Raw genomic sequence first — 15,493 nt, 5'->3', positions numbered from 1 at the left:
CGCACCTATATTCGTGGTTCGTTGCCGCCCTGGGAGCCCAGGAAGCGGGATAGGTACCGCGCGACGGCCTGCACGGCTGTCATCGCGGCGGGGTAATCCATGCGGGTCGGGCCGATCACCCCCAAGCGGGCGATCGCCTCCTCCCCGCCGTAGACCGAGGTCACCAGGGCGGCCTCGGCTAGTTCTTCGCGCCCGGTCTCGGCCCCGATCCGGACCGAGAGCGCGGTCTCGTCCATCTCGGTGAAGAGGCGCAGCAGCACCACGTTCTCCTCGAGGGCCTCCAGCACCGGGGTGATGGTGTGGCGGAAGTCGATACCGGCGCGGGCCAGGTTGGCGGTACCGCCGACCACGATGCGGTCTTCGACCTCGTCTTCCAGGACCTCGATGACTTCGCCCAGCACGGCACGGGTGAGGGAGCGCAGCGGCGGGGCGACGGTCTCGTCGAGGGTTTGCAGCGCCTCGCGCAGGCTGCGGGGGGAGCGGGCGGCGCAGGTGGCGTTGACGTGGGTGCGCAGGGCGGTGGCTAGGTTTTCGTCTACGGGCGCCTCCACATCAACCAGGCGTTGTTCGACCCGGCCAGAGTCGGTGATGACGACTACCAGGAGGCGGGTGTCGCTGCGGGGCACGAGTTCGACGTGCCGCACGGCGGTGGAGCGCAAGGTGGGGTATTGGACGACGGCGACCTGGTGGGTGAGCTGGGCCAGCAGCCGCACGGTGCGATGCACCAGTTCGTCGATGTCCATGTTCTGGGTGAACAGGGCCCGCACCGCTCGCCGTTCGGCAGGCGAGAGGGGCTTGAGGCTGGCGATGCGGTCGACGAAGAGGCGGTAGCCCTTGTCGGTCGGGATGCGCCCGGCGCTGGTGTGCGGCTGGTGGATGTATCCCTCTTCTTCGAGCACGGCCATGTCGTTGCGGATGGTGGCCGGGGAGACGTTCAGCCCGTGTCGCTCGACAATGGCCTTGGAGCCGACAGGTTCGCGCGTGTGGACGTAATCGGAGACGATGGCCCGCAGCACGTCCAGGCGGCGGTCGCTGATCGCGTCGCTCATGGCGGCTCCTTCGGCAGGCGGGCAGGGACGGTTCGCACTCGCAGGTGGCGAGTGCTAATGGTATCGCGGGCACCCGGCTGCCACACAGCCACGGCGCTGGGCCGAGAGTGAACTAGGCCCCCGCCCGCGCCCGCCTGCGGCCGGGGTGGGCAGTTGCCCGCCACCCCGGCCCGCCTGCCCGCCGTGGGGCCCGCCAGCGTTTAGTCTGCCGCCGTGTTTGATCGATACGGCCGCGATGTCCTGTCCCGCCCCGAGAAGGGCGCCGCCTACGTTGCCCCCGCCAAGACCCGGCCCGTGCAGGCCGAATACGGCATGGTGGTGGAGGACGCCGCCACCGGTTTTACCGGTGCGGTGCTGCGCACCGAGAAGATCGGGGGCCGCTACGTCGTGGTGCTCGAAAACCGGCACGGACGCACCAAGTCCTTCACTCTGGGCCCCGGCTTTCTGCTGGAGGGCCAACCCGTCGCCCTGACCCCGATGGCCCGCCCCAGCCGTTTCCCAAGCGGGGTGAGCGCGGCCACGCCGCGCAGCGCGGGGGGCCGCGCCCTGACCGCCTCCGGCTCGTTCAAGCTGGACAACGTCCGGGCCCGCACCGCGCGCGCCTCCCGCTTGTGGGTCGAGGGCAAGCACGATGCCGAGCTCGTGGAGCGCGTGTGGGGCGACGACCTGCGGGTGGAGGGGGTGGTGGTGGAGCTGCTCGACGGGGTCGGCAACCTGGAGGCCGCCCTGCGGGAGTTCGCGCCCGGACCACAGCGGCGGGCGGGGGTGCTGCTGGATCACCTCGTCAAGGGTTCGAAGGAAACCCGGCTGGCCGCCCAGGTGCGGCAGGAGTTCGGGGCGCACGTGCTGATCGTCGGCCACCCGTTCGTCGACGTGTGGCAGGCCGTCAACCCGCGCCTGTTCGGCCTGCCCGCCTGGCCGCAGATCCCCCGCGCCACCGACATTAAGGTCGGCACCCTGCAGGCGCTCGGGTGGGCCCACACCACACAGGCCGACATCGCCGATGGCTGGCGGCGCATCCTGTCCCGGGTGACGTCCTACAAGGACCTCCATCCGGCGTTGCTGGGCCGAGTGGAGGAACTCATCGACTATGTCACCGCCCCCTAGGTTTGGTAGTGGGCAACGAGCCGGGCTTGTTCGGCGGGCGGCAGGTAGGGCAACAGATGCGGCACCGCCAACCGCAGGTTGGTGATCAAGGTTGAGACCTTCACCGAGTGCCCCAGACTGGAGTAGATCTGGTAACTCAAGGCAGTGTCGCGCAGCACCCGCACTTTGGTGATCGTCTGGTATGGCACGCAGCGCGAGCGAAAGGCCGCCACTGTGATTCCCTGCTCGTCAATCCGCACCCGGTAGAGCAGGAACCAAGCCACCCCTGTCCACACCACGCAGACGGAGGCCGCCAGGATGCGGATGTTGTTTCGCTCAAAGCCCGGCGGCGGAAAGAGGACCAGGTTGAGGACGTGCCAGGTGTAGCCGCCGGCCACCAGCAGCATCAGTCCCCGCACTAACCGGGGCAGGTGCTGTGCCTGGCACACCTGCCCGCGCCGCGGATACCCCTCGATCCGGGTGATAAGCCAAACCAACACGGCGCCAAGCAGCCAACCTAGCAATTTGCTTGTCATTGCTCGGGTGCCCCTCTTCTCCCGCGGGCGTGACCCTCCCCAGCGTGCTGCGAGCTTTCATTGTCGCCACTGCGCGCGGGACAGCGCAGGTCATCCACCCGCCGCTGCCACAGCGGCGGCGGTTCGGCAAATCCGGGGCTCAGCGCCAGGAACTTGCGCTCGGTCAGCGGCAGGTGCCACCAGATACGCTGCAGAAAGATGTCTAGGTCCAGGTGCGCCGAGCTGAGGTAGATCGCGCGCCCGCCCGCCCAGCGCACCAGATAGGCGCGGTCTGCCTGCGTTTGGCGCTCCACCCGCGTGATGCAGGCATACGGCACATAGGGGCGCCGCCACGCCCCCGCCGCAAACCCGCGCTGGCCAACCTGCACCCGGTACCGGTGTGCCCACAGGGCACCCCAGGCGCACAACAAGGTGCCGACCCCAAAAAGCAACGTCAGCACCGGGTGGGCAAACTCCCTGCGCACCGCAACGGCGGTCAGGATGCCCCCGTTGACCACCGCCAGCGCCGTCAATACCCACTTGATCTTCCGGGGCTGGCGCCACTCCAGCGGGTCTTCACTGGGGGAAAAGCCGTCCGCCGTCCGGGCCGCGGCGCGCCGCAAGACCGTCCCCATCGCAGCGGACCTAGCCCGCCATTTTCTCCACCCGCGGCAGCAGCTCCCCCATCTGGAGTAACTGCGGGTCGAGGCGAATGGCGTCCCCGCCGGGGGCGTGCACCGAGAAGGCCACATGCTTGCCCACCCGCAGCCGGTCCACCCGCGTGACGTCGGCGAACTCCACCCGCCGCTTGCCCAACCCGAAGGTGGAGATTTCCAGGGCGTCGTCCCACATATCAAGCCGGTAGCCCAGCATCGCCAGCGAGGCGGCCAGGAACCCGACGGCCAAGGCGGCCACCAGCACCCCCAGCGCCCAGTCCAAGGCCCGGTCGGCATTGGCTAGGAGGAACCACGCACCGCCACCCGCCACCAAACACCCGATGACGCCCACGATCCGCACCCAGGCGCGGAACCTGACCGTGGTCGGATGCATCGCCTCCGCAGCTGCCACTTGTGTCCCCTCCCGTATCTGCCGCCTCTGTTCCACATCGCGCACCCGCCCATTGTGAGGCCGCCAACACAACTTTGGGGCGGTGGCGCGCCCCGAATTTGCAACTAGCTGCGCCAGACACCCCGGGGCGCACTAGGGGCCGACTATCTCCCAGGACGCTATTTCCCCCGGCACGACGGCAAAGAGCGGGTGGGCGAGCACCGCTTCGGCCACGGCGGGCAACCGTTCCAGGTCCGCCGGGGAGCGGGCGGCCAGCTTGGTTCGCAGGTGAGACAGCTCGTAGGCCAACTGTCCGCTCGTTACCGGCAGCAGGGCCAGCACAGGCGAGGCGGGCTGCAAGATGAGGTCCCGGTTGAAGCGGTAGCCGCGGGCGTCGGCCTGCTCGACCAGCCCCGCCAGGTAGGCACCAATGGCGGCCAACGGCTCGTCCGCCTCCCGGAAGCGCAGCAGTTGCGGATGGTTTCGATAACCTTTGGTGCCGCCCGCGAGCACCTTTTGCGCCAGGAGGGTCTCCCGCCAGCAGGCGACCAGTCCCTTGGCGTCCAGGTAACTCGGGTGCAAACTCCAGATGCGCACAGCGGTCCTCTCAGTCGGTCAGGGCCCGGGTCACGTCGTCTGCCAACAGCCGCCCGGCCAGGGTCAGCACCAGCCTGCCACGCAAAGCCGCCGCCGCGTCCACTAGGCCACGCGCCACGAGGCGGGCAACGACATCGGCAGGAAAGTCGCCACTGGCCAACCCCTCAGCTGTGCGGATACCCAGCATGACACGTTCCAGCTCCCGCGTGGCGGCATCCAGGACCTCGCCCCCGGCGGCCGGGCTGCGGCCCGCGGCGACTCGGTCGGCGTAGGCGCGCGGATGCTTGACGTTCCACCACCTGGCCCGCCCGACGTGACTGTGGGCGCCCGGCCCGAACCCCCACCAGTCGTGGTCCCGCCAGTAGGCCAAATTGTGCCGCGATGCGTGCGTCAGGTGCGTGGCCAAGCCCCGCTCCCCCGGCAGCGCCCGGGCGAAGTTGGATATCTCGTACCAGCGGTAACCCGCCTGCCCCAAAAGTTCGTCTGCCAGCTCATACTTCTCGGCCGCGTCGTCATCGCTGGGCAGCGCCAACTCGCCCCGCCGCACCTGGGCCGCCATCTTGGTGCCCTCCTCGATAACCAGCGAGTAGGCCGAGATGTGGTCCGCGCCGGTGGCGATGGCGGCCTGCAGCGAGGCGCGCCAATCGGCCAGGCTCTCCCCCGGCGTGCCATAAATCAGGTCCACCGACACGCTCAAACCTGCGGCACGGGCCGCGGCCACCACCTGCCCCACCCGTGTTGGGTCGTGGGTGCGCTCCAAAGTCGCCAGCACGTGCGGCTGTGCCGACTGCATGCCGAAACTCACCCGCGTGAACCCGGCCGCCGCCAAGGCGTCCAATGCTGCGGCATCCACCGAGTCTGGGTTAGCTTCCAGGGTTATCTCGGCGTGCGGCGCCACCCCCAGGCGGGTGGTCAAGCCCGCCAGCATTTCGCTCAGGGCAGCCACCGGCAGGGCGGTCGGTGTGCCGCCCCCGAAGAAGACTGTGGTGGCCGGGCGGGGCGGCAGGCCCGAATCTGCCAGGGCCCGGGCCGCCAGGTCTGCCTCCCGCAGCACCGAGGTGGCGTACGTCTGCGGTTCGGCCCCCGGCCCGAAACCGACCGTGTAGGTGTTGAAGTCGCAGTAGCCGCACCGCACCGCGCAAAACGGCACGTGCACGTAGAGCGACAGCGCCCGCTGCGCCTCGCTCTGGGCCACCTCCGGAGGCAGCACCCCTGTTGCCGGCCACTGCTGCCCCAGGGGCAAAGTTGGACTCACCGCGTCCTCCTGCTCGCAACCTGTTGCCCACCCCAAAAAGCCAATGTTAGATTCCTCACATGAACCTGAAAGTTTCCAAAGAATTCGCCCTCATCCTCACGTTCATCTGCGCCGCCGTCTGGGCCTGCTACGGGGTGCTGGCCGCCCCGCAGGTGCTGCTGATCATCGGCATCATCGTCTCCATCGGCACTGGCCTGGCCTGGACGTTGGTGCCGCGCAACTCGCGCGAAAGCTAACGGCGGTGGGCCGTGAAGTCGACGATAGCGCGGCCCGCCTCCACCCCCTTGGCCTCAAAACGCGTGCGCACGCGGCCCGCGAAACGCTCGCTCCTGCCGCCCGCCAAGACGTCACCGCAAGCCGTCAGCACCGCCTCGATGTGGTCGGCGTAGTCGGCCCAGTCCGTGGCCAGGCGCCACACGCCCCCGGGGGCGAGCAACTCCGCCACCTGCCGGGCGAAGGCTTCCTGCACCAGGCGCCGCTTGTGGTGGCGGGCCTTGCGCCACGGGTCCGGAAAGAAGGTCCACAACTCGTGGATGCTGCGCGGCGGGAGCATGACGGGCAGCGCCTGGGCCGCATCGGCCTCCACCACCCGCACGTTGCTGACCCCCGCCGCCACCGCGCGCGCCACCAGCTGCGCCACTCCCGGCCGCCACACCTCCAGCGCCAAATAGTTGCGGTCCGGATGCGCGATAGCCTGGGCCACCAGCGCCTCGCCGCCGCCCGAACCAATCTCCACCACTAGGGGCGCCGAGCGCCCAAAAGCGGCCACGACGTCCAGCCGGAAGTCACCCGCCACGGTCGTCTCCCCCGGCCCGCGCCGCACCGGCACCACCAGGTCAGCGGCGTGGGCGTCCCACAGCCGCTGCCGCCGCTGGGGCAGCCGCCCTGAGCGGCGCGCAAACGACGTCGTGCGCTGCGGCAGGCGCCCGGCCAAGTCTGGCATCTCGATGCCCGCCAGGTGCGGGAAGGCCGCCACGGCCGCCGCCGGAGCCAAACTTGGCTGCTCGCTTGCTTGGTCCGCGCCGTGTTGTGCGGCCGGTTGCTCTGTCACTTCTTGCCCGTCGGGGCGTCCGAGGTCAGGGCCGCGATGAAGGCCTCCTGGGGTACATCCACCCGCCCGATGGCTTTCATCCGCTTCTTACCTTCCTTCTGCTTTTCCAACAGCTTGCGCTTACGGGTGATGTCACCGCCGTAGCATTTGGCCAGCATGTCCTTGCGCAGCGCCCGGATCGTCTCGCGCGCAATAATGCGTGAGCCCACCGCTGCCTGAATCGGCACTTCGAACTGCTGCCGGGGAATCAGCTCCTTCAACTTGGCCGTCATCATCACCCCGTAGCTGTACGCCTTGTCCTTATGCACGATGGCGCTAAAGGCATCGACCTGCTCCCCGTGCAGCAGAATGTCTACCTTCACCAGCTCGGCGGCGGCGTCTCCCTCCGGCTCGTAGTCCAGCGAGGCATAGCCCCGGGTCTTGGACTTCAGTTGGTCAAAGAAGTCGAAGACTATCTCGGCCAGCGGCAGCGAGTAGTGCATCTCCACCCGGTCCTCGCTGAGGTAGTCCATGCCGTGCATGGTGCCGCGGCGCGTCTGACACAGCTCCATGATCGCCCCCACGAACTCGGTGGGGGTAAGGATCGTGGCCCGCACCATCGGTTCGCGGACCTCTTTGATCTTCCCGCCCGGAAACTCGCTCGGGTTGGTGACTTCCACTACCGAGCCATCCTCCATGGTCACCGTGTAGGAGACGTTCGGGGCGGTGGAAATCAGGTCCAGGTTGAACTCGCGCTCCAGCCGCTCGCGCACAATCTCCAGATGCAGCAGCCCGAGAAAACCGGTGCGGAAGCCGAAACCAAGCGCGGCCGAACTTTCCGGTTCGTACACCAGCGCAGCGTCGTTCAACTTCAGCTTGTCGAGCGCTTCCCGCAGCACCGGGAAATCCGAACCGTCAATCGGATAGAGCCCCGAAAAGACCATCGGTTTGGGGTCCTCGTAGCCGCCCAGCGCCTCGGCCGCCGGGCGGGCCGCCACGGTTACCGTGTCCCCCACCCGGGACTGGCGCACGTCCTTGACCCCCGTGATCAGGTACCCCACCTCACCGACTCCCAAGCCGGCGCTCGGTTGCGGCTCCGGCGAGATGACCCCGATCTCCAACAGCTCGTGGATCGCCCCGGTCGACATCATGGAGATGCGTTCGCGCGGGTTGAGCTGCCCGTCCACCACCCGCACGTAGGTGACCACGCCGCGGTAGGTGTCGTACACCGAGTCGAAGATCATGGCGCGGGCCGGGGCATCCACTTGCCCCACCGGGGCCGGAATGTCCTGCACGATCCGGTCCAGCAGTGCGCTGACCCCCTGCCCGGTCTTACCAGAGACCCGCAGCACATCCTCCGGCTCTACCCCGATTAGCCCCGCCAGCTCCTCGGCGTACTTCTCCGGCTGGGCGGCAGGCAGGTCGATCTTGTTGAGCACCGGGATGATAGTTAGGTCGTTTTCCAGCGCCATGTAGAGATTTGCCAGCGTCTGAGCCTCAATGCCCTGCGCGGCGTCCACCAACAACAACGCGCCCTCGCAAGCCGCCAAAGACCGCGACACCTCGTAAGAGAAGTCGACGTGGCCGGGGGTGTCGATCATGTTCAACGCAAAGGGCTGCCCGTCCACCACCCACGGCATGCGCACCGCCTGCGATTTGATCGTGATGCCGCGCTCCCGCTCGATATCCATGCGATCGAGGTATTGGGCCCGCATCTGCCGCTCTTCCACCACCCCCGTGGCCTGCAGCATGCGATCAGCCAGCGTGGATTTGCCGTGGTCAATGTGCGCAATGATGCAGAAATTGCGCAGCTTGTCGCTGGGGGTGGCAGCGGGTCGAATCGTGGCGGCCTGGGCCGGGGTCGCGATGGGCACGCAACTACCTTCTTTGCATACGAAGCGGGACAAAACTGCGCCCATCGTCCCATGAACCGGGCGCCATTTGCACCGTCGCCCCGCAAGCGTTACCCGCGCCACTGCCAAATCTCAGCAACAAACCAGGGTTGTAGGCCAGGCTGGTGCCATGCAGTCATCAATTGGCTCGTTCGCCTCTCAGCAGGCCGTCTCACAGGTTCCCGCGCCGCTGCGCTACCCCGGCCGGTTCCTGGCCCTGCTGAGCTTTGCCGCGATCGGACTGCTGCTGTTCCTGGGGGTGCTGGCCGCCCAGGACGCCGCCAGCTGGACCAGTTGGGTGCCCCTGGGGTTAGCGGTGTGCTTGCTGATTGCCCCCACCGTGCTGGGCTGGCAACTGTTCAAGTACGCCCGAGCCAAGAAGCACTACGCCGCCCGGCAGGTTATTGTCGTCCCCGACCCCGCGCAGCACCCCAGCGACGAGGCCGCCTCCGGCGGCGCTGTCTACCTGGCTAACGCCGCCGGCCAACGCCTGGCCGCCGCTGCCAGTGAATACGCCCGCCGCGACGCCCGCCACCTGCCGCGGGTGGAGGCCGCGCAGCGGGCCGCCAAGCAACTGGCTGGCGACCAATTCGACGCCCCGCTCCTGCAACAGGATTGGCGTGTGGGGGCCACGGCAGTGGCCGCGACCGTCGCCACCATCCCGTTCGCGCTATTCGCCGCGCTCGTGACCGGCGTAAACCTTTTATTGCGCTGAGTCTGGCCCGTAAGTTTGCTGTGGCACGCTAGCCTAGACCGCATGAGTTTTTGGCAGCGAGCGGTACGGATTTTGCGTGATGCCGCGCTAGAGGTTTTGCGCAACCAGACCAAGTCACAATCCCGCGGTTCCGCGGGCCGGTCCCCTGCTCGCAGCAAAACCGGCCGCAGCGCTCGCCCCACCAAGTCCGCGCCGCGGCCCACCGCCGCCAAGCCCACCTCCCGTCCCGCCCCGGCGCAAGACCGCGGCTCGCGCACCTATCCCACCCCGCCGCGCGGTAAGCCCGGGCCGGAGAGCCAGGCCGACGTAATAGTGCTGACCGAGTTGCCGGACTTTTCCTACACCCCCCACCACGACGGTGCCGCCGATCCCGGCGAGGTGGTGTGGACCTGGATCCCGTACGAGGACGACGCCTCCCAAGGCAAAGACCGGCCCGTCCTCGTGCTCGGCTGGGCTGGCAAGCGGTTGGCCGTGGCCCAGATGACGTCCAAAGATCACGGTCGCGGGGGCGGCCACCGGGCGGGCCGCGTCTACGTTGACGTGGGCACAGGCGCGTGGGATCCGCGGGGGCGCGAGTCGGAGGTGCGGATCGACCGGCTGTTGGCCGTCAAACCGCAGGCCATTCGCCGGGAGGGGGCCACGCTGGCCAAGTCCCGTTTCGCTCGCGTCGTCGCCGCCATCCAGGCCCACCACGAATAGGTTCGGTCATGCACGTCTCGCCTCCCGCTGGTCTGCCCCGCCCCTACGGCCCGCCCCCACCGGGCATGTCAGGTAACACCGTTTTCACGTTGACGATGCTCATCGGGGTGATAGCCGCAGCTCTCGGCTCGTTGCTATACCTGACCTTTGCCCCACCGCCGACGAGTTCGGCGGCCCCTGCCCCCCTGCCCAGCCCGACTCAAGCGTCTGAGGCACCCGCGGCAGCGGACACCCGGGACGCGGTCCCGGCGGAACCGCAGGCCCCGGAGACGGAGCTGGAGCCAGATCCCACCGACTTCTCCCCGACCCTGTCCACCGACGAGGAGGATTCCACCTCGCTGGCCCCTCTCACCCCGCAGGACATCAAGCTGCCCCCGCAGGTGGGGGAATACAAGTACGCGCACAGCGGCCGACTGGGCTACTACGCGCACGCCACCGACTACTCCGTCATCACCCTGGCGAGCTACACCGAAGAAAACGCCCAGTTCAAGCGGGAACTTGCCCGCGACTCGGGCGACCCCTTCCAGGAATACAACGACCGGTTCTTCTGCTATTCCTACACCTCCGGTGCCGCCGCCTGCATCTTCGAGTTTCCGGCCAACTCCGGCCACTACCTGGAGAGCTACAGTTCCCTGCGTAGCTTGGAAGAACTACACGCCTTTAGCGATGAGCTCCTCAAGCAGGCAGCCAAGTAAGACACGTGGGCCGAAACACACCGCCACGCCTGGGGCGCCACTGCGCCATTTGGTAGTGTTTCGCCTTGGACTTCTGGCCTGGTCGGGCTAGGGTCCGGCCTTGATGAAACCACCGGGCATCCCCACGTCCGCAGTCCACATCAGGCACTGCCCTCACCGACCGAAGTACGAGCAACAAGAGAGTCCGAAGTGGCAAACATCAAGTCGAAGATCAAGCGCATCAAGACCAACGAGAAGTCGCGTTTGCGCAACCAGGCCGTCAAGTCTGAGCTGAAGACCTTCGTGCGCAAGGTGCGCCAGGCGCTTGCGGCTGGCGACAAGGAGGCGGCCGAGGCCGCCCTGCGCGTGGCGGCGCGGAAGCTGGACAAGGCGGTTTCGAAGGGCGTCATTCACCGCAACCAGGCGGCGAACCGCAAGTCGAAGCTCGCCCGGCAGGTGGCAGCGCTCTGAGTTGCTTTGCGTGAGGCCCGCAGCCCTGTGGCTGCGGGCCTCACTCTTTCTGTCCGCGTTTGCGCCGCCCGAGCTACCAGTCAGGACCGGTGGCGCCCGTAGGCGTCGCAGATTCGCAGCACCGCCCGCTCGACCGCGAAGACTGGGTCGCGGCCCGCGCCCTTGACTTCGGCGTCGGCGGCCGCGCACGCCCGGATAGCGGCCGCCAACCCAGCCTGCGTCCACGCGTTCAACTCCCGGCGGGCCTTGTCGATCTGCCAGGGGGCCATCCCCAGTTCCTTGGCGCTGCGTCCCGGTCCGGCCGAGACTTTGGCCAACGCCCGCACCTTCATCGCGAGGGCCGCCACCAACGGCACCGGATCGGTGCCCGTGGCCAGCGCGTGCCGCAACAGCTTTAGGGCTTGCGCCCGCCGCCCGGCCACCGCCGCGTCGGCCACGGAAAACCCGGTGGCCTCGATGCGCCCGGCGTAGTAGCGCTGTACGTCGGCCAGGCGCACCGGTTGGGTCGGCGAAGTGTCGGCCAACAGTTGGCTGGTGGCAGCCGCCAACTCCCGCAGGTCAGAACCCAGGGCATCCACCAAGGCGCCCACGGCCTCCGGCTCCATCTTGCGTTTGGCGGCCGCCACGTCGGCCCGCACAAACGCGGCCTTGTCTTTGGCGTTCTTTACCGCGTCGCACGCGACCACCACCGCCTGCTTCTGGGCGGCGTCCAGCAGCTTCTTGCCGCGCAGGCCACCGTTATGACGCAACACCACCCACACGTCGTCCGCGGGGGCCGCCATGTAGGCCAACAGATCGGTCAGGAGGGCGTCGTTGAGTAGCTCCAGTTCCCGCACGAGCACTAGGCGTGCTTCCCCAAACAGTGACGGGGAGGTCACCACCTGCAGGTGTCCGGGCTCGTAGGTGGCGGCATCCAGGTTGGTGACCTCCAGCTGCGGGTCGGCCTGCCGCGCCTGGCGCAGCAATTCCGCCTGGGCCCGGTCACCGAGCACGGGTTCCCCGCTGCGGATCAGCACGACGGGGGCCAGGCGCGCGGTATCCCAGGTGAGGGCAGCAGTTTTCTTGGCAGGTGGCATGGCTACAGCCTGCCACGGGCCGCTGACACTTTCCCACTCGGCACCCCGGCTGGTGTCGGTACCTAAGGTTGGGCTCCACAGCGGGAATCAGCCCGCACCCCGGCCACCAGCCCGGCGGCATCACGCTGGCCCGCCAGGGAGATCTGTCCGCACTCGTCAGTGCGCAGCACCGGACAAGCCTTTTGGTACATGCGCAGGGTGCGGCGGGCCGGATGCCCGTAGTCGTTGTGTTTGCCCACCGAGATCAGGCAGGTGGTGGCGGCCAATTCCGCCGGGAGCCTATCGTCCTGCCGCGGACTGCCGTGGTGCGGTACGACTGCCACATCCCAGTGCCCGTCCGCCGGGCCGGGCCCGGCCCACAGGGCATTCAGCAGGTCCAGCTGGCCGACGTACTCCACGTCTCCCGGCACCAACACATCCAGGCCCGCCCGCTCCAGATGCACCACGGCCGACAGATCGTTGAGCGAGTCCGGATCGTTGGCCAACTGTGCCGTGGTGGCAGCTGCCGGGCCGAGCACCCGCCAGCTGACCTCCCCCGCTTGCCCTGTCTGCCCGCTCTGCGCCAACAACACCTGCCCGGTGGCCGCTCGCAGCTGCGACTCGACGCGGGAGACAGTCTTTTGCGGTTCCCGGCTGGGCCCAACAAGCGCCTGCTCGACGGGGAAGGCGGCCAAGACGCTCGCCAGCTCCCCAATGTGGTCAGCGTGCACGTGGGAGATAACGAGCAGGTGCAGGTGCGTGATCCCGGCGGAACGCAGGCAACCGACCACGTCGGCGCCCGCCGGGCCGGTGTCTACCAGCACGGCGGAGGAGGGACCTGACCGGACGGCCAGGGCCGAGCCCTGCCCCACGTCGCACTGCACCACCTCCCAGTCGCTGGCCACGGTCAGGGGCGGCAAAGCCAGCCACCACAGGCCCACCAGGCCGAGGGCCACCACCAACAGCAGCATCAAGAGCCGTGCCCCAAGACGGCGGAGTTTACGCACCGCGCAAGTATCGGCAGGCCCGCGGCGCCACGGAAGCCCGACGCGCGCAGCAACGCGCCGCTGTTGCCTGATAGTTAGCGGGACGGCCCGGCTTGCCCGGGCGGCCCGGCTTGCCCGGCCTTGGCGAAGCCGCCGTCCGCCGCCCAGGCAGACAAGCAGCAGCAGGAGTCCGACGGCGGCCGCCACCCCCGCCCGCCCCGACGGCCACGGGACTGCCGCGCCGGGCAGACTCCCCCACCAGGTAGCCTGCCACGCGACCCAGCGGGCGCACTGGCGGCTGATCCACCACCCCACCTGCCCCACCGGGCCACCGACGCAGGCGAGCAGTGCCCCGATGCTCACTCCCGGCACGGCGGGGGCAGCCAGCAGGTTGGCAGGCACGGCCCAGGTCGGCAACGCCGGTTGCAGCAGCACCGCTACCGGCAGGGTCGCCAGCTGGGCGGCCACCGGGACGGCGAGCGCCTGGGCCAGCGGTCGCGGTAGCCAGCGGGCCGGGCCGCGGGTCAACGGCGGGGAGAGCAACACGATGCCCCCCGTGGCCAGGACCGACAGCGCGAAGGAGTAGTCGAGCGCGTTACGGGGATCCGCGATCAACATGGCCAAGGCCGTGGCCGCCAGGCTGGCGCTAGCCGTGGCGCTGCGGGCGGCCGCGAGCGCGGCCACCGCCAGCAGCGTCATGGTGGCGGCACGCAGGATGGAAGCGCTGGGACCGACGAACCAGGTGAAGGCGAGGATGGCGGCGACGGTGAGGGTCAGGCGGGCGCCACGCGGCAGGAAGTTGCCGACCGCCAGCACGGCGCCGACCACGATGGCCAAGTGGGTGCCGGAGACGGCGGACAGGTGGGTGAGGGAGGTGGCGCGCAGAGCGGCGGTTAGCTCGGCGGGCACGTCTGTGCGTTGCCCCCAGCCCATGGCGGCGATCAGGGTGTCGGGGTTTGTGGTTGCGCGTTGCCGGACCTGCGCGGTGACGCGGGCCCGCCAGGCGGCGGGCCCGGTGGCGGGAGTCAACAGCTGCGGTCCGGAGCGGGTGGAAAGCTCGGCCTCGTAGCGGCTCTGGTTGGCGGTGGGGCGCAGCTTGCCGACCACCCGCACCTGTTGGCCGCGTTGGCTGGCCCGCCAGGCGGCGGGGCCGACCACCCGCACCAGGCCCGTGGCGGGGCGTTGGTTTAGTTGGTCCACGCAGAGTCGTACCTGCCACCGTTCGGTGGCGAAGCGGGTGGGCAGGGCGGTGGGGTGGGAGCAGATTCGCCCCACCAGGCCGACGGTCTGGCCGCGGGCAGCGGCCTGCGTCAGCGGGTGGCTGGTGCGCGCCTGGGTGGCACGCGCGGCACTGGCGCAGGCGAGGGCCGCCGCCAGGCAGGTCAGCAGCGCCAGGGCAGCCAGGCGCGGCCCCGGGGCGACGTGCCGCGCCCGGGGTGGGCGCCGCAGGTGGCGCAGGCACGCCAGGGCGGCGGCGCTGGCGAGGGCCGCCGCCGCCAGGGACTGTAGCGGGGAGGCCTGCAGGCCGAGGCCGCTGCCGAGCCAGGCGGCACCTGCCGGGGCGGTGAGGCGCAGGTCGCGAATCTTCACGGCACGTAGGCCACTTCAGCTAACGCCGCCAGCTTTGCTGGGCCGATGCCGGGCACGTCCAGGAGCCCGTCGACGGCACTAAATGGGCCGTGGGCGGCCCGGAAGTCGACGATGCGGGCGGCCAGCGCCGGGCCGATGCCGGGCAGGTGCTGCAGGGTGGCGGCGTCAGCGGTGTTGATGTCGACGCGCGGGGTGGTGCCGTCGACCGCCGGGCTGCCGTCGTCGTGCGCGCCGGTGTCAACGGCGGGGGGCGGGGTCTGCCCCGGCAGGGGAACATAGATCTTCTCCCCGTCGGTGAGGGGCCGGGCGAGATTCAAGGAGTCGAGATCGGCCTCGGGGAGGGCGCTATCGGCGGCGGTCAGGGCGTCAGCCACCCGGGCTCCCGCAGGCAGGCGCACCAGGCCCGGGCGCCGCACTGCCCCTGCCACGTGCACTACTATCTCCCCGCCCGCGGGCGCCACCGCGGGGTCGGGCCTCCCCGCGCCTGGCGCTGCCTGCGCCGGAGGACCACTGCCCGTGGCCGGGTCGGGCGCCGCAGAGTGCCCAGCCCGGGGCGCCTCCTGCGGCGCGCTTTGGGTGGTGGCCGCCGGGCGCGGTGCGTAATAGGCGGCCGGGGCGGGGCGCCACCACAGGTAGACCAACAAGCCGCCGCCCAGCAGCAACGCCACCAGTCCGAAGGCCACGGCTTGCCGGGCCGTGGGGAGCCACCACGTGGGCGGGGGCTCCTCCGCCACCGGTTCAATGGCCAGCGCGCGCAAGGCGGTGGCTTTCAGTTCGGAGACACGCTCCGCGGTACTTGCCATGGCGGCACGCTAAAGCCGGGGCGCCCCGC

The 15,493-nt window shown here is 69.4% G+C and carries 17 protein-coding genes; 6 read left to right on the top strand and 11 right to left on the bottom strand.

What is annotated here, in order from left to right; all coding sequences use genetic code 11:
* Positions 1-5: 5 nt before the first annotated feature.
* A complete protein-coding gene (hrcA, locus tag BSZ40_RS03570; protein ID WP_073823421.1) occupies positions 6-1,049 on the bottom strand; it encodes a heat-inducible transcriptional repressor HrcA in 1,044 nt (347 codons plus the stop codon).
* Between the two features lie 213 nt (positions 1,050-1,262).
* Here hrcA and BSZ40_RS03565 point away from each other — a divergent pair, with 213 nt between their 5' ends.
* Positions 1,263-2,156, top strand: a complete 894-nt coding sequence (locus tag BSZ40_RS03565; protein WP_073823419.1) for a DUF3097 domain-containing protein — start codon at positions 1,263-1,265, stop codon at positions 2,154-2,156.
* On the opposite strand, the gene BSZ40_RS03560 is transcribed toward BSZ40_RS03565, so the two are convergent.
* The 5 genes from BSZ40_RS03560 to hemW all read right to left on the bottom strand — a co-directional run bounded on the left by BSZ40_RS03560 (position 2,153) and on the right by hemW (position 5,549).
* A complete protein-coding gene (locus BSZ40_RS03560) occupies positions 2,153-2,671 on the bottom strand; it encodes a hypothetical protein (protein WP_073823417.1) in 519 nt (172 codons plus the stop codon). The genes BSZ40_RS03565 and BSZ40_RS03560 overlap by 4 nt on opposite strands.
* Positions 2,668-3,285, bottom strand: a complete 618-nt coding sequence (locus BSZ40_RS03555) for a hypothetical protein (RefSeq protein WP_073823415.1) — start codon at positions 3,283-3,285, stop codon at positions 2,668-2,670. The genes BSZ40_RS03560 and BSZ40_RS03555 overlap by 4 nt, the downstream gene beginning before the upstream one ends.
* A 10-nt stretch (positions 3,286-3,295) precedes the next feature.
* Positions 3,296-3,763: a hypothetical protein gene (locus BSZ40_RS03550; protein ID WP_124911679.1), complete on the bottom strand. Its 468-nt coding sequence runs from the start codon at positions 3,761-3,763 to the stop codon at positions 3,296-3,298.
* 87 nt (positions 3,764-3,850) lie between these two features.
* Positions 3,851-4,294 carry a pyrimidine dimer DNA glycosylase/endonuclease V gene (locus BSZ40_RS03545; RefSeq protein ID WP_073823411.1) on the bottom strand — a complete coding sequence of 148 codons (444 nt, stop codon included), beginning with the start codon at positions 4,292-4,294 and terminating at the stop codon, positions 3,851-3,853.
* Positions 4,295-4,304: 10 nt separating this feature from the next.
* Complete coding sequence (hemW, locus tag BSZ40_RS03540) at positions 4,305-5,549, bottom strand: radical SAM family heme chaperone HemW (RefSeq protein WP_073823410.1); 1,245 nt, start codon at positions 5,547-5,549, stop codon at positions 4,305-4,307.
* Positions 5,550-5,608: 59 nt separating this feature from the next.
* On the opposite strand from hemW, the gene BSZ40_RS11835 reads away from it, so the two are divergent.
* Positions 5,609-5,785, top strand: coding sequence for a hypothetical protein (locus tag BSZ40_RS11835; RefSeq protein WP_158020860.1), 177 nt, complete (start codon positions 5,609-5,611; stop codon positions 5,783-5,785).
* Here BSZ40_RS11835 and trmB read toward each other — a convergent pair.
* Positions 5,782-6,600, bottom strand: coding sequence for a tRNA (guanosine(46)-N7)-methyltransferase TrmB (gene trmB, locus BSZ40_RS03535; protein ID WP_073823408.1), 819 nt, complete (start codon positions 6,598-6,600; stop codon positions 5,782-5,784). The two genes, BSZ40_RS11835 and trmB, sit on opposite strands and share 4 nt — an antisense overlap.
* A complete protein-coding gene (gene lepA, locus BSZ40_RS03530) occupies positions 6,597-8,498 on the bottom strand; it encodes a translation elongation factor 4 (RefSeq protein ID WP_073823406.1) in 1,902 nt (633 codons plus the stop codon). Before lepA ends, trmB begins: the two co-directional genes overlap by 4 nt.
* A gap of 103 nt (positions 8,499-8,601) precedes the next feature.
* Here lepA and BSZ40_RS03525 point away from each other — a divergent pair, with 103 nt between their 5' ends.
* The 4 genes from BSZ40_RS03525 to rpsT all read left to right on the top strand — a co-directional run bounded on the left by BSZ40_RS03525 (position 8,602) and on the right by rpsT (position 11,030).
* Entirely contained in the window at positions 8,602-9,186 is a 585-nt protein-coding gene (locus BSZ40_RS03525; protein WP_073823404.1) for a hypothetical protein, read from the top strand.
* Positions 9,187-9,228: 42 nt separating this feature from the next.
* Positions 9,229-9,885: a type II toxin-antitoxin system PemK/MazF family toxin gene (locus tag BSZ40_RS03520; RefSeq protein WP_073823402.1), complete on the top strand. Its 657-nt coding sequence runs from the start codon at positions 9,229-9,231 to the stop codon at positions 9,883-9,885.
* 8 nt (positions 9,886-9,893) lie between these two features.
* Positions 9,894-10,580: a hypothetical protein gene (locus BSZ40_RS03515; RefSeq protein ID WP_143180870.1), complete on the top strand. Its 687-nt coding sequence runs from the start codon at positions 9,894-9,896 to the stop codon at positions 10,578-10,580.
* Positions 10,581-10,769: 189 nt separating this feature from the next.
* Complete coding sequence (rpsT, locus tag BSZ40_RS03510) at positions 10,770-11,030, top strand: 30S ribosomal protein S20 (RefSeq protein ID WP_073823398.1); 261 nt, start codon at positions 10,770-10,772, stop codon at positions 11,028-11,030.
* 80 nt (positions 11,031-11,110) lie between these two features.
* Here rpsT and holA read toward each other — a convergent pair whose 3' ends face one another.
* The 3 genes from holA to BSZ40_RS03495 form a co-directional block, all read right to left on the bottom strand.
* On the bottom strand, positions 11,111-12,106 hold the full coding sequence (holA, locus tag BSZ40_RS03505; protein WP_073823396.1) for a DNA polymerase III subunit delta: 996 nt from the start codon (positions 12,104-12,106) through the stop codon (positions 11,111-11,113).
* A gap of 62 nt (positions 12,107-12,168) precedes the next feature.
* The gene (locus BSZ40_RS03500) at positions 12,169-14,661 is read right to left on the bottom strand and encodes a ComEC/Rec2 family competence protein (protein ID WP_073823394.1); all 2,493 of its coding nucleotides are present in this window, start codon (positions 14,659-14,661) and stop codon (positions 12,169-12,171) included.
* Complete coding sequence (locus BSZ40_RS03495; protein WP_084542596.1) at positions 14,658-15,464, bottom strand: ComEA family DNA-binding protein; 807 nt, start codon at positions 15,462-15,464, stop codon at positions 14,658-14,660. Before BSZ40_RS03495 ends, BSZ40_RS03500 begins: the two co-directional genes overlap by 4 nt.
* Positions 15,465-15,493: the final 29 nt, after the last annotated feature.

The sequence above is a fragment of the Buchananella hordeovulneris genome (assembly GCF_001907235.1).
In the GTDB taxonomy this organism is placed as follows: domain Bacteria; phylum Actinomycetota; class Actinomycetes; order Actinomycetales; family Actinomycetaceae; genus Buchananella; species Buchananella hordeovulneris.
This window is presented reverse-complemented; position numbering and strand designations above follow the sequence as displayed.

What these genes read in the sequence shown, in the direction of transcription:
- hrcA (WP_073823421.1), bottom strand. Translation starts at nt 1,049, where the DNA reads ATGAGCGACGCGATCAGCGACCGCCGCCTGGACGTGCTGCGGGCCATC.
- BSZ40_RS03560 (WP_073823417.1), bottom strand. Translation starts at nt 2,671, where the DNA reads ATGACAAGCAAATTGCTAGGTTGGCTGCTTGGCGCCGTGTTGGTTTGG.
- BSZ40_RS03555 (WP_073823415.1), bottom strand. Translation starts at nt 3,285, where the DNA reads ATGGGGACGGTCTTGCGGCGCGCCGCGGCCCGGACGGCGGACGGCTTT.
- BSZ40_RS11835 (WP_158020860.1), top strand. Translation starts at nt 5,609, where the DNA reads ATGAACCTGAAAGTTTCCAAAGAATTCGCCCTCATCCTCACGTTCATC.
- lepA (WP_073823406.1), bottom strand. Translation starts at nt 8,498, where the DNA reads ATGGGCGCAGTTTTGTCCCGCTTCGTATGCAAAGAAGGTAGTTGCGTG.
- BSZ40_RS03525 (WP_073823404.1), top strand. Translation starts at nt 8,602, where the DNA reads ATGCAGTCATCAATTGGCTCGTTCGCCTCTCAGCAGGCCGTCTCACAG.
- BSZ40_RS03520 (WP_073823402.1), top strand. Translation starts at nt 9,229, where the DNA reads ATGAGTTTTTGGCAGCGAGCGGTACGGATTTTGCGTGATGCCGCGCTA.
- BSZ40_RS03515 (WP_143180870.1), top strand. Translation starts at nt 9,894, where the DNA reads ATGCACGTCTCGCCTCCCGCTGGTCTGCCCCGCCCCTACGGCCCGCCC.
- holA (WP_073823396.1), bottom strand. Translation starts at nt 12,106, where the DNA reads ATGCCACCTGCCAAGAAAACTGCTGCCCTCACCTGGGATACCGCGCGC.
- BSZ40_RS03495 (WP_084542596.1), bottom strand. Translation starts at nt 15,464, where the DNA reads ATGGCAAGTACCGCGGAGCGTGTCTCCGAACTGAAAGCCACCGCCTTG.